Source organism: Paracoccus chinensis, from assembly GCF_900102885.1.
Classification (GTDB): Bacteria; Pseudomonadota; Alphaproteobacteria; order Rhodobacterales; family Rhodobacteraceae; genus Paracoccus; species Paracoccus chinensis.
On sequence record NZ_FNGE01000007.1, the window covers coordinates 137,555 to 150,244 of the forward strand.

Genomic DNA, 12,690 nt, shown 5'->3' on the forward strand with positions numbered 1-12,690 from the left:
AGGGTCTCTTCCCGGTTGCGACCCGGCCGCACAAGTGCGGTCTGGCGGCACCTGATCGCTGCGGGGGTTCCGGCGGCGACAGACCGACCCTCAGAACCGATCCAGCAGCCGTCCCAGATAGTCGCGCTCGGCGCGGGGGCGCTCGGGTTCGCCGCTGCGGCGGCGGATCTCGTCCTGCAGCTCGCGGGCGCGGTTCTGGCGGGCCTCTCCCTCGGCCAGCGGCTCGCCCGTGGTGACATTGCCGCCCTGCCCGCTGCTCTGGCGGCCCAAGGGATCGAGCGTCGTGCGCCCGTCGCTGGCCCCTTCTCCGCCATCCGCCTGCGACTGGCCCTGCTGGCCGGGCTGCTCGCCCTGGCCCTGCCCCTGCTGGCCCTGCTGCGATCGGGCAAGATCGCCCAGCGCGCGCATTCCCTCGCGCAGCGCCTCGATGGCGTCGGCCTGGCCTTGCATCGCGCCCGCCGGATCGCCCTGGCGCAGCGCGCGCTCGGCCTCTTCCATGGCGCGGCCCGCCTCGCCCAGACGCTGGCGCGCCGCATCGCCTTCCGGCGTGCCCTGACCGGGCAGAAGGCCCTGCTGGCGGTCCAGTTCCTCGCGCAGCGCCTGCTGGCGGTCGGCAAGCGAGCCCTCGCCTGGCGCGCCGCCCTGCCCGCCGCGTCCCTGGCCGCCCTGCCCGCCGCCGCCCTGGTTCGACTGGGAGCCCTGCTGCCCTGGCTGCTGGCCCTGCCCCGGCTGCTGCCCTTCGCCCGGCTGCTGGCCCTCGCCGGGCTGTTCCCCCTGGCCGGGCTGCTGGCCCTGCTGGCCGAAGGGGTCGCGCTGGGCCTCGCGCATGGCCTCGTCCGCCAGCCGCTGCTGCTCGCGCAGGGTGTCCTCCAGCCGCTCCATCTGGCGCGAACCCTCGCCGCCCTGACCGCCCTCGCGCACCTGGAGGTTCTCCATCATGCGGTTGAACTGCTCGAGCAGTTCCTGCGCCTCGGCCATGCGGCCCTCGTTCATCAGGCGCTGGATCTCGTCCATCATCGCCTGGATCTGGTCGCCGGTGACCTGCTGGCCCTGCTGTTCGGACCGGTCGAAGCGGGCGGCCGGGTCCTCGCCGCGCTCGGCCAGCATCCGGGTGTAGTCGTCGGTCGCAGCCTTGAGCTCATCCATAAGCTTCTGGATCTCGTCGCGGCTAGCGCCGTTGCGGATTGCCTCGGACAGGCGCTCCTGCGCCTGGCGCATCCGTTCCAGCGCGTCGCCCAAGCCCCCGTCCTCGATCAGCACGGCGGCGTCCCACAGGGCATCGGCCAGCCGGTCGCGCTCCTCAGGTGACAAGGGTCCGGATTCGAGCGTCCGGACAGCATCGGTGATGGCGGCCCCGGCCTCGGGCGGGATCGCGCGTTCGGGCTGCCAGACCATGGCGCGCAGCAGCCGGGCCGAGCGGGCGGCGTTCTCGCGCGACCACAGCAGGTCGCGGCGCATCTCGACCAGTCCGGCGGCGAGGGGGTCGAAGAAGCGCCGGCCGGGCAGGATCATCGCGGCAGGCTGCGTCTCGGCCGACTGGCCGATCCCGTCCTGCACCGACAGGGTGACGCGCACGGGCAGGTTGGCCCAAGGGTGGCGAGCGAGGTCGGCCGCCAGCGTCCCCGCGACCTGCCGCCGCTGGCCCGCCGCCGGAAGGGGCAGGTCCAGCACCAGCGCCTCGCGCGACTCGGGCTCGGGCGTCAGGCCGAAGCGGCGGTCGATCGCGGGCAGGTCCAGCCGGATCGTGGCATTGCCGCCTTCGACCCCGTGATCGTCTTCGGCCGAGAAGCCCTGCGCCATGCGGCCGTCGGCGCGGCGCTCGGCCAGTGCGGCCAACTGCACCGTGGGTGCGTCGTCGGGGTTCACGGTTAGCGCGAAACTGCGACCGCCCACCTCGACAAGGCCGCTGTTCTGGGCAGCGAACTGCGGAGCGTCCGCAGGGCTTTCGAGGGCCGGGCCGACATCCTGCGCAACCTCCAGCCCCTCGCCATACAGGCGGAAGCTCAGCACCGTGCCCTCGGGGACGGTCAGCGCGTCCCCCTTCAGCGCATTGAGATAGATCGTCGGGCGACGGGTGTGGCGCGGCGGCTCGGCCCAGCCCTCCCAGGCGGGGCCGGTCGCCATGGGCTCGTCCGGCGCGCGGGGTGTGGGCGCCCAACTGGCCGCCAGTGCGCCCAAGCCCTGCCCCACCGGCCCCGCACCGCCGAACAGCAGCGCCATTGCCAGCGCCGTCAGCCCCACAAGGCGCAGGGCGAAGGGATCGCGGATGGCAAGGCCGGCACGGGGGCCGACGGGCCGTGCCCCTGCGGCGGCGCGGCGGGCGGCTTCGACATGGGCGCGCCACAGGCCCTCGGCCTCGGGTCCGCCCAGCGCCATGCGGTCGCCCAAGGCAGACAGAGGCCGGCCGCGCAGGCGGGCATCGACACGGACCAGCGCCTCGTCCCGAGAGGGGCGGCGGAACCGCCGCCAGCCCGCAAGGGCCGAGGCCAAGAAGGCCAGCGCCCAGGCCAGCGTCCCCCAGACCAGCAGCGCGGGCGGCAGCGCCGCGACCAGCCCCAAGGCCAGCGCGGCCGCAATCAGCATCGCCAGCGTGACCGGCACCCAGAAGGCGCGGGCCAGCCGTTCCCACCACATCCCCGCCAGCGTCAGGCCGACCGCACGCCGGGCGGCGGGTGGCAGGCCTTGGGGCTGGCGGGAAGCGCCTGTCATGTCAGCCAGTCCGGGATTCGGTCGCGGGCCAGCATCTCCTCGATCGTGGGACGCGGGCGGATGACGTCGAAGCGGTCGCCCGCGACCAGCACCTCGGGCACCAGCGGGCGCGAGTTGTATTCGGACGCCATCACCGCGCCATAGGCCCCGGCCGAACGGAAGGCGACCAGCTCGCCGTCCTCCAGCCGCGGCAGCGGCACGCCGCGCGCGAAGGTGTCGCCCGTCTCACAGACCGGGCCCACCACGTCGACGGGAGCGGGGTCGGTCCCCGGCGCGCGTTCCCGCACCGGCAGGATGTCGTGATGCGCATCATACATGGCCGGGCGGATCAGGTCGTTCATGGCGGCATCGACGATCAGGAAGTCGCGCCCCTCGCCCTGCTTCGTCCAGATGACCGAGGCGAGCAGCACCCCCGCGTTGCCCGCGATGTTGCGCCCCGGCTCGATCTCGATCTCGCAGCCGAGGTCGCCCACCGTCTCGCGCACCACCTGCCCGTATTCAATGGGCAGGGGCGGTGCGGCGTTGTCGCGGCGATAGGGGATGCCGAGGCCCCCGCCGAGGTCCAGCCGCATGATCGGGTGCCCGTCCGCCCGCAGCGCCAGGCACAGGTCGGCCATACGGGTATAGGCCTGCCGGAATGGCTCGAGGTCGGTCAGCTGGCTGCCGATATGCATGTCGATGCCCACGACCTGAAGGCCGGGCAAGGCAGCCGCATGGGCATAGACCTCGCGCGCCCGCGCGATGGGGATGCCGAACTTGTTTTCCGACTTGCCGGTGGCGATCTTGGCGTGGGTCTTGGCATCCACGTCCGGATTCACCCGCACGGCGATGGGCACCGTCGCGCCCAGGGACTGTGCGACCTGCGACAGCGCAGCCAGTTCGGGCTCGCTTTCCACGTTGAACTGGCGGATGCCCCCGCGGATGGCCTGCGCCATCTCCTCGCGCGTCTTGCCGACTCCGGAAAAGACGATCCGCTCGCCCGGCACGCCCGCCGCACGGGCGCGTGCGTATTCGCCGCCCGAGACGACATCCATGCCCGCGCCCAAGTCACCCAGCAGCTTCAGCACGGCAAGGTTCGAGTTCGCCTTGACCGCGAAGCAGACCAGGTGGTCGGTCCAGTCCAGCGCCTGCCGGAACAGGTTGAAATGCCGCGTGAGCGTCGCGGTCGAATAGACATAAACCGGTGTGCCGACCGCCCGCGCGATCTCGGCCAGCGCGACGTCCTCGGCGTGAAGCGCGCCGCCCTTGTAGTTGAAGTGATCCATGCCGTTCCGTATCGCGCCAGTCAGGCGACGATATTGCGCCAGCGCCGGCGGCTTTGCAAAGGGCGCTGCTGCGCCCCTTGCCGCCGGTCAGGCGATCGCACGCAATCGTGCGGACGGATGCGGCTGGATCAGCGGGGTTCGAGCCCGACGAGGTCCGCGCCCGACAGCGACACCGGGGCGTGGCGCTTGTTCGGGTCATAGACATAGGTGCCCTTCTGGATCAGCACCTGTTCCGAATCGCTGACCGTGCCCGATGCGCCTCCGCCACAGGCGGACAGCGCCGCCAGAGCCACGGCGATCAAAGTGAAACGTCCAATCATCTTGTGCCTCGTCTGCTCGTGATGGGCGGGTCTTCTGCCCGCTTCTGCCTGGGTCCGCGCCGCCGTTCCGGCGTGTCGCGGCGGGTGCGGCGGGGCAAGGGTCCTTCCCCTGCCCGGCCGCGCAGTCAGGGCGTGAAGACCACGCCCATGCGGGCATCGCCCGTGACGGTCACGCCCGGCTGGTCTGCCGCGCGCGGCACCTCGGGCGGGCCATCCACGCCGCAGCCCGACAGGACCACGGCCAAGGCGAAGGCCAGTCGTCTCACCATTCCTTCATCGCCTTGCGCCAGCGGGCGACCTGCGACCGCACCTGATCGGGCGCGGTTCCCCCGTATGATTGCCGCGAGGCAACCGAGTTGTGAACGCCCAAAACGTCGAACACGGCAGATGTTATCGCCGGGTTGACGGCCTGCATCTCCTCCAGCGTCAGTTCGGGCAGGTCGACACCGCGCGCCTCGGCGCGGGCGACCAGCGCGCCGGTCGCGTGATGGGCGTCGCGGAAGGGCAGCCCGGCCTCGCGCACCAGCCAGTCGGCAAGGTCAGTCGCCGTCGAGAAGCCCGAGGAGGCCGCCGCCTCCAGCCGCTCGCGGTTCACGGTCAGGTCGGACATCATCCCGGTCATCGCGGCCAAGGCCAGCATCAGCGTGTCGGCGGCGTCGAAGACCTGCTCCTTGTCTTCTTGCATGTCCTTGGAATAGGCGAGCGGCAGGCCCTTCATCACCGTGAACAGCGCGACCGCCGCCCCCAGGATGCGGCCGATCTTGGCGCGGATAAGTTCCGCCGCGTCCGGATTGCGCTTCTGCGGCATGATGCTGGAGCCCGTGGACCAGCGGTCGGACATGGCCACGAAGCGGAACTGGGCCGAGGACCAGATCACCAGTTCCTCGGCCAGCCGCGACAGGTGCGTGGCGCAGATCGCGGCGGCGCTCAGGAACTCCAGCGCGAAGTCGCGGTCGCTGACAGCGTCGAGGCTGTTCGCCGTCGGCCTGTCGAAGCCCAGCGCCTCGGCGGTCGCATGGCGGTCGATGAGAAAGCCCGTGCCGGCCAGCGCGGCCGAGCCCAGAGGCGATTCGTTCATCCGGGCGCGAGCATCGGTGAAGCGCCCGATGTCGCGGCCCAGCATCTCGACATAGGCCATCATGTGATGGCCCCAGGTAACCGGCTGCGCTGTCTGCAGATGGGTGAAGCCCGGCATCACCCAGTCCGCTCCTGCTTCCGCCTGATCGACAAGCACCCGGATCAAGGCGCGCAGGGATTCCACCGCCGCGTCGCACTGGTCGCGCACCCACAGGCGGAAGTCGGTCGCAACCTGGTCGTTGCGCGACCGCGCCGTGTGCAGCCGGCCTGCCGGCTCTCCGATCAGTTCCTTCAGCCGCGCTTCCACGTTCATGTGGATGTCTTCCAGCGCCGTCTGGAACCGGAACTGCCCGCCCTCGATCTCTGACAAGACGGTGAGCAGCCCTTCCCCGATTGCTTCCGCATCGCTAGGGCTGATGATGCCTTGGGCGGCCAGCATCGCCGCATGGGCCCGGCTGCCCCGGATGTCCTGGGCGTAGAGCCGCTGGTCGAAGCCGATCGAGGCGTTGATCGCCTCCATGATGGCGTCGGGACCCGCGGCGAAGCGCCCGCCCCACATGGTGTTGGCCGTGGGTCTTTCGGGCGTGTCGGTCATCGGATCGGTCCTGTCGGAGGTCACATGTTGCGTTCCCTCGCCCTTTATACGTCGCTGCTTATCGCTGCAAACGCAGCCGTGGCGGGGCCGGTGGACTGGCAGGCCGCGCGCGACGCGGGCCTGCCGAAGCTGATCGAATCCGAGGCGGTCCCGGTGCCGGAAATCGAGTTCACCGATCTGGACGGCGGCACGCACCGGCTGGCCGACTGGAAGGGCAAGGTCGTCCTGCTGAACTTCTGGGCCACCTGGTGCGCGCCCTGCCGCGAGGAGATGCCCTCGCTCGACGCGCTGCAGAAGGCGAAGGGGGGCGAGGATTTCGAGGTGCTGACCGTCGCCTCGGGCCGCAACACCGAGGCCGCGATCAACCGCTTCTTTCAGGAATCGGGCGTGACCGACCTGCCCACGCTGACAGACCCGCAGATGGCCCTGGCGCGCGCCTTCGGGGTCATGGCGATGCCGGTCACGATCCTGATTGACGCCGAAGGGCGCGAGGTCGCCCGGATGACGGGGGACGCCGACTGGTCCTCGCCCGCCGCGCTGGCGCTGGTGGACCAGATGCTGGCGGAATGACCTGTTAATCCTGTTCCCAGATCACGTCTGGCATTTACGGATTCTTTGCCGATCCTTGCCAGAGTCTCGTTCAGAACAAGGGGACAGCGATGCGATTCGAAGATGGACAGGCGCCCGCCGGGCAAGGCTCTCCGCTGGATTTCGCGGTCGACCACCAGACGCGGCTGACAATGGCGACCGTGCGCCGCGCGGTCGAACGGGGCGACGGCGTGCTGGCCTTCCAGCCCATCGTCCAGGCCAGCCGCACCGACCGCCCCGCCTTCCACGAGGGGCTGATCCGCATCATTGACGAGACCGGTCGCATCATCCCCTTGCGCGACTTCATGCCCGTGGCGGAACTGGGCGAACTGGGGCGGCAGATCGACTGCCTCGCGCTGGCGCTGGGCCTGCGGGCGCTGGCCGAGGAACCGGGGCTGCGGCTGTCGATCAACATGTCGGCCCGTTCCATCGGCTATCCCGACTGGCTGCGGACGCTGCGCCGCGGTGTGGCCGAGGACAAGACGGTGGCCGAGCGGCTGATCTTGGAAATCACCGAAAGTTCGGCCATGGGGCTGCCCGAGCAGGTCCGCCAGTTCATGCGCGAATTGCAGCAGGCGGGCGTCAGCTTCGCGCTGGACGACTTCGGTGCGGGCTACACCTCGTTCCGCTACCTGCGGGATTTCTCCTTTGACCTCATCAAGATCGACGGGCAGTTCATCCGCGAGATTGCCGAGCATCCCGACAACCAAGTGCTGACCCGCGCGCTGATGTCCATTGCCAGCCATTTCGACATGTTCACGGTCGCCGAGCAGGTGGAAACCGCCGATGACGCCGCCTTCCTGATCCAATTGGGAATTGATTGCCTGCAGGGCTTCTATTTCGGCGCGCCCACGATCTCTCCGCCATGGCAGGCACCGAATGCCGCCGCCCAGCGCTGAGGACAGGGCACGAGCCGAAAGTGAAAACGGCCTCTTGCGCAACATTCTTTCTCCCCCTACCCCTTAGAAGAAAGACGATTTCACGCCAAGTTGGAGGGGATGATGGCGAGAGTTGCTTTGGTGACCGGCGGTTCGCGTGGAATCGGTGCGGCGATTTCAAGGGCTCTGAAAGACGCAGGCTATGAAGTCGCGGCCAATTACGCGGGCAATGACGATGCCGCAAAGGCCTTTACCCAGGAAACCGGCATCCGGACGTTCAAGTGGTCGGTCGCCGATTATGACGCCTGCGCCGAAGGCATCCGTCAGGTCGAGGCCGAGGTTGGCCCCGTCGATGTTCTGGTGAACAACGCCGGGATCACCCGTGACGCGATGTTCCACAAGATGACGCCCCAGCAATGGAAAGAGGTCATCGACACGAACCTGACCGGCCTGTTCAACATGACGCATGGGGTCTGGAACGGGATGCGGGACCGCAAGTTCGGACGCATCATCAACATCAGCTCTGTGAACGGGCAGAAGGGCCAGGCGGGCCAGGCCAACTACTCGGCCGCCAAGGCAGGCGACATCGGCTTCACCCGCGCGCTGGCGCAGGAAGGCGCGCGCGCCGGCATCACGGTCAACGCGATCGCGCCCGGCTATATCGGGACCGAGATGGTGCGCGCCATCGACGAGAAGGTGCTGAACGAGCGCATCATCCCGCAGATCCCCGTCGGCCGCCTGGGCGAGCCCGAGGAAATCGCCCGCTGCGTCGTCTTCCTTGCCTCGGACGATGCCGGCTTCATCTCGGGCTCGACGATCAGCGCCAACGGGGCCCAGTTCTTCGCCTGACGCGAAACTGCTTATCTCTGGACCGGCCCTGCTGTCGGTCCAGGGCTGACTGTCGCCACAGGGACATGTGCCGCGAACATGTCTGGCACCATTGCGCCTTGGCGGATGGGAGCGCCTGTCTCAGATGCAATTGCCGCAAGACGATACTTGTCGCTGTGCACCGAGTTCATCCTGTGCAGGTCGGCGCCGCACCGGTTGGAGCTGCGGATACAGGAAGTATCGCGGTTATGGCCAAGCAGGTCGCATTCCGGCAGTCGGCTGATCCCGTCCAGGACCTTTACCGATCGGCTGGCCCATGTCCGGCACCCCCAAGCCGCGCAGGGTGATTTCCCCCCGTCCCGCCCATGCCCTAGGCGGCAACGGGCGGTGGCAGCGCCCTTTCGGCTGCGCGGGCATAATCGGCAACGGTGGGCAGCAGTGCCTCAGTCGTCCGCCATGCGCCATTCCAGCCCGGTGAAGCCGTCGCGGAAGGCGAAGATCACCAGATGCTTGTCGATGACATAGCGCAGGTTGATGATGCCCTTGGCGTCCTCGGCCTCGACCCGGGCAACGAAGGTGCCATCCTCGGCGCGAAGCCGGACGCTGCCCGCCTCCATCTCGAAAGCCGCGGAGTCCGCCTCGGCGCGGACCTCGATCTTGTGGGCGAAGTGCTTGGCGAGTTGCTGAACGTATTTCGAGGCGTTCGGCGTGGGATAGCGGGCGGTCGAGATCATGGCGGTCCTCAATGCAGGGTGGGTCGGTCGGTGTCAGTCCGGACCGGAAGCGGCGTGCCAAGCTGGTCGTGCCAGTGGTGATGCAGGACCAGCGGGCGGTCGTCGTGGCGCATGACCTCGACAGGGGTGTCATACAGCGCGGACAGAACCGGCTCGGTCAGCACCGTCTCGGGTGGGCCCTCGGCCACGACCCGGCCGCCCTTCATGGCGACAACATGGTCGGCCCAGGCGGCGGCATAGTTGACCTCGTGCACGACCGTCACGACGCTGCGGGCGCTGCCGCGCACCAGATCCGCCAGCCGTGCCATCAGCGCGCGGGAATGGGCCATGTCGAGATTGTTCAGCGGCTCATCCAGCAGCAACCAGTCGGTGCCCTGCGCGAAGGTCATCGCCAGATGCGCGCGCTGCGCCTGCCCGCCCGAGATCTCGTCCAGAAAGCGGTCCTTGAGGAGGGTCAGCCCGAAAGCCTCCAGCGCCTGCCGCACGGCCTCGCGGTCGGCGGCTTTGGGGCGGCCGTGGTGATGGGGCCAGCGGCCGAAACCCACCAGTTCGGCCACCCGCAACCGGCTGGCGATATGGGTCTGCTGGCCCATGACGGCCATGGTCAGGGCCAGCCGCTCGGTCGGCGTGGTGGCAAGGTCCAGCCCGTCGATCTCGATACGGCCCGCCTGCAGGGGCTCCAGCCGGGCGATCAGCCGAAGCAGCGTGGACTTGCCCGCCCCGTTCGGCCCGATCAGCGCAATCAGCTTGCCGCGCGGCAGGGTCAGGTCGATGTCATGCAGGATCGGCGCGGCGCCGATGCGATGGGTCACGCCCTCAATGCGGATCATCGGACACGTCCTTTCAGAAGGAGGAACAGGAAGAACAAGCCGCCCGCGAACTCGACGACGACCGACAGGGTCGCGGCCTGTCCCATCAGGCGCTCGAACAGGGCCTGGCCGGTCACAAGAATCGCCGCGCCGATCAGGGCGGCGGCGGGCAGCAGCACCGCGTGGCGGGCGGATGGCGCGAGCCCATGCGCCAGCCCCGCGACCAGCAGGCCGAAGAAGGCCACCGGCCCCACCAGTGCGGTCGAGACGGCGACCAGCATCCCCACCAGCCCCAGCGTTACCAGCACCAGCCGGTCGAAGCGCAGCCCCAGCGAGATCGCGGGCTCGCGCCCCAGCGCCACAACGTCGAGACGCGGCGCGAGCCACAGCGCCGCCGCAACGCAAAGTCCGGCGATGATGCCCGCGACGGGCAGAAGCGCCGCGTCGAGGCTGCCGAAGCTTGCGAAGCTCGCCGCCTGCACGGTGGCGAAGGCATTGGGGTCCATGACGCGGGCCAGGAAGCTGGACAGCGAGCGGAACATCACCCCCAGGATCACGCCCGTCAGGATCGTGCGCGGGATGTCCCGTGCGCCCCGGCCCAGAAGCGTGCCGAACAGTGCCGCCGCCAGCAGCGACATCGCCGCGACCTCGGCCAGGAACTTCGCCCCCGCGGGCAGCGCGGCAAAGCCCGCGACGCCCAGGGCGGCGATCATCGCCGTCTGCAGCAGCACGTAAAGCGCGTCAAAGCCCATGATCGAGGGCGTCAGCACCCGGTTCGCCGCGACCGTCTGGAACAGCACCGTGGCGATCCCGGTGGCCGCGCCCACGACCACCAGCCCGGCCAGCTTGGTCCCGCGCAGCTGCAGGATAAAGGCACGGTTGCCCCCGCCGATCCCCTGGAACATCCAGACCAGCGACGCGGCTGCCAGCAGCGCCAGCAGCGCGGCGATCAGGGTGGCCGCCGCCCTATCCACGGACAGCCGGCCGGTAGAGCAGCCACAGGAAGATCACCGAGCCCACTACGCCCAGGATCGTGCCGACCGGGATCTCGTAGGGGTGGCGGACGATCCTTCCCACCAGGTCGCAGGCCAGCAAGAGGCCCGCGCCGCCGGCGGCGACCACGGGGATCGAGGCGCGCAGGTTGTCTCCCATGACCCGCGCGACGATGTTCGGCACCACCAGCCCGACAAAGGGGATCATGCCCACGGTCGTCACCACCATGGCCGAGACGACCGAAACGACCACCATACCCAGCCGCATCACCCCCCGTGTGGAGAGCCCCAGCCCCGTCGCGACCTGGTCTCCCAGCGACAGGATGGCGAAGCGGTCAGCCGCGAACCAAGCCAGCCCCGCTGCCGCGCCGGCGATCCAGAGCAGTTCATAGCGACCTGCGATGACGCCCGAGAACTCGCCCGACATCAGCCAGGTGCCCACGAATTGCAGCAGGTCCGCCTCCCAAGCGATCCAGGTCACGACCGCGCCGATGATGCCCGACAGGACGAGCCCCGCGATGGGAACCAGCATCACCTCGCGCACCGGCAGGCGGCGGACGATCTGCAGGAACAGGGCCGTGCCCGCCATGGCCGACAGGCTCGCCACCACCATCTTGACCCAGATGGGCGCCCCCGGCGCCAGCAGCGTGATCGCCAGCAGTCCTAAGGCCGCGCTTTCGCCCGTGCCCGCCGTGTCGGGGCCGACGAAGCGGTTTCGCACGAGGCTCTGGATCACGACGCCCGCGACGGCCAGCGCCGCGCCGGTCAGCAGCACCGCCAACGTGCGCGGCAGGCGCGATTCCATCAGCACCAGCGTCGTCCAGCCCTCGCCTGCCGCAGCGCCCGGGCCGATCTGCGCGGCTCCGAGGCCGAGGCTCGCCAGCACCAGCAGCGCCAGGACCAGCCCCGCGGCAAGCGGGCGGGCGGTCATTCCGACAGGGCCGCCGTCAGCGCGTCCAGCGTCTCGGTCAGCGCGGTATAGCCGCCGGGCGCGAGATAAACGTTGTCGGCCAGCAGATAGACCACGTGCCCGTTCTTCCAGGCATCGGTCCGGCGCACCAGCTCGTTGTCCAGCGTGGCCTGGGCCGAGGGCTCGTCCGCGCCGATGGCCGCGCCGCGGTCCAGAACGAACAGCCATTCGGGGTTCGCCTGGGCGATGAATTCATGGCTGATGGCATCGCCGTGATTGGCTTCGGACTTCAGCGTTGCGTCCACCTGCGGCAGACCGGTGACCTCGTAGATCCAGCCGAAGCGCGATCCCTCGCCATAGGCCGACATCTTCGGCCCGTTGGTCAGCACGACCAGCGCGCTGCCCTTGTCCTTGCCGGCCTCGGCCAGCGCGGCGAGCTTGCCGTCCAGCGTTGCGGCCAGTGCCTCGCCTTCGGCCTGCTTGCCGAACAGCGCGGCCAGCCCGGCCAGCCGCGCCTTGGCGTCGGCGATCAGGTCGGCGCCGTCCACGGTCATGTCGATGGCGGGGGCGACCTGCGCCACCGCGTCCTTCTTCACGGCCGAGCGGTTGGCGACCACGATCAGGTCGGGGCCAATCGCGGCGAGCTTTTCCAGGTCCGGCTCTTGCAGGGTCCCAGCGGGGGCCGCCGACTGCGCCAAGGGCTGCAGGTGATCGAGGTAAAGCTTGTCCGGCACCGCCACCGGCGTCACGCCCAGCGCCATCATCGAGTCGGCCACGCCGAGATCGAGCGCCGCCACCTTTTCGGGCGTGCCGGGCAGGGCCACGGGTCCCTGAGCGGTCTCGACCGTGACTTCGGCAAGAGCGGCAGAGGCCATCAGCGCCGCCACGGCGGCCGACAAGATCATGCGCATGAACGCGTCCTTTCCTGGGCATGGGTGCGCGGCATCCGCCGTCGCGCCTGCCGCGGATTATGAAGCAAGGCCGC

13 protein-coding genes are annotated in these 12,690 nt (G+C 69.6%); 3 read left to right on the plus strand and 10 right to left on the minus strand.

Annotated features, from left to right (window positions below):
• Nucleotides 1–90: 90 nt before the first annotated feature.
• The 5 genes from BLQ03_RS09230 to argH all read right to left on the minus strand — a co-directional run bounded on the left by BLQ03_RS09230 (nt 91) and on the right by argH (nt 5,966).
• A complete protein-coding gene (locus tag BLQ03_RS09230; RefSeq protein WP_245688789.1) occupies nt 91–2,709 on the minus strand; it encodes a DUF4175 domain-containing protein in 2,619 nt (872 codons plus the stop codon).
• Complete coding sequence (gene lysA / locus BLQ03_RS09235) at nt 2,706–3,974, minus strand: diaminopimelate decarboxylase (RefSeq protein ID WP_090755120.1); 1,269 nt, start codon at nt 3,972–3,974, stop codon at nt 2,706–2,708. The genes BLQ03_RS09230 and lysA overlap by 4 nt, the downstream gene beginning before the upstream one ends.
• Before the next feature lie 128 nt (nt 3,975–4,102).
• Nucleotides 4,103–4,294, minus strand: a complete 192-nt coding sequence (locus BLQ03_RS17915; protein WP_139166677.1) for a hypothetical protein — start codon at nt 4,292–4,294, stop codon at nt 4,103–4,105.
• A gap of 125 nt (nt 4,295–4,419) precedes the next feature.
• Entirely contained in the window at nt 4,420–4,563 is a 144-nt protein-coding gene (locus tag BLQ03_RS18295; RefSeq protein ID WP_217629690.1) for a hypothetical protein, read from the minus strand.
• Complete coding sequence (argH, locus tag BLQ03_RS09240) at nt 4,557–5,966, minus strand: argininosuccinate lyase (RefSeq protein ID WP_090755122.1); 1,410 nt, start codon at nt 5,964–5,966, stop codon at nt 4,557–4,559. The genes BLQ03_RS18295 and argH overlap by 7 nt, the downstream gene beginning before the upstream one ends.
• Before the next feature lie 24 nt (nt 5,967–5,990).
• Between argH and BLQ03_RS09245 the strand changes: the two genes are divergently transcribed.
• The 3 genes from BLQ03_RS09245 (at nt 5,991) to phbB (ending at nt 8,281) form a co-directional block, all read left to right on the plus strand.
• Entirely contained in the window at nt 5,991–6,536 is a 546-nt protein-coding gene (locus BLQ03_RS09245) for a TlpA disulfide reductase family protein (RefSeq protein WP_090755124.1), read from the plus strand.
• An 89-nt stretch (nt 6,537–6,625) separates the two neighbouring features.
• The gene (locus BLQ03_RS09250) at nt 6,626–7,453 is read left to right on the plus strand and encodes an EAL domain-containing protein (protein WP_090755126.1); all 828 of its coding nucleotides are present in this window, start codon (nt 6,626–6,628) and stop codon (nt 7,451–7,453) included.
• Nucleotides 7,454–7,555: 102 nt separating this feature from the next.
• Nucleotides 7,556–8,281, plus strand: a complete 726-nt coding sequence (phbB, locus tag BLQ03_RS09255) for an acetoacetyl-CoA reductase (protein WP_090755240.1) — start codon at nt 7,556–7,558, stop codon at nt 8,279–8,281.
• 422 nt (nt 8,282–8,703) lie between these two features.
• Here the strand turns inward: phbB and BLQ03_RS09260 are convergent, their stop codons facing one another.
• From BLQ03_RS09260 to BLQ03_RS09280, 5 genes are read right to left on the minus strand one after another with little or no spacing between them, the layout of a single operon-like run.
• Entirely contained in the window at nt 8,704–8,994 is a 291-nt protein-coding gene (locus tag BLQ03_RS09260; protein WP_090755128.1) for a DUF2218 domain-containing protein, read from the minus strand.
• 8 nt (nt 8,995–9,002) lie between these two features.
• Nucleotides 9,003–9,824: an iron ABC transporter ATP-binding protein gene (locus BLQ03_RS09265; RefSeq protein ID WP_090755130.1), complete on the minus strand. Its 822-nt coding sequence runs from the start codon at nt 9,822–9,824 to the stop codon at nt 9,003–9,005.
• Entirely contained in the window at nt 9,821–10,777 is a 957-nt protein-coding gene (locus tag BLQ03_RS09270) for an iron chelate uptake ABC transporter family permease subunit (protein ID WP_175558821.1), read from the minus strand. Before BLQ03_RS09270 ends, BLQ03_RS09265 begins: the two co-directional genes overlap by 4 nt.
• A complete protein-coding gene (locus BLQ03_RS09275; protein ID WP_090755132.1) occupies nt 10,770–11,726 on the minus strand; it encodes an ABC transporter permease in 957 nt (318 codons plus the stop codon). The genes BLQ03_RS09270 and BLQ03_RS09275 overlap by 8 nt, the downstream gene beginning before the upstream one ends.
• A complete protein-coding gene (locus BLQ03_RS09280) occupies nt 11,723–12,616 on the minus strand; it encodes a siderophore ABC transporter substrate-binding protein (RefSeq protein ID WP_090755134.1) in 894 nt (297 codons plus the stop codon). Before BLQ03_RS09280 ends, BLQ03_RS09275 begins: the two co-directional genes overlap by 4 nt.
• Nucleotides 12,617–12,690 lie beyond the last annotated feature (74 nt).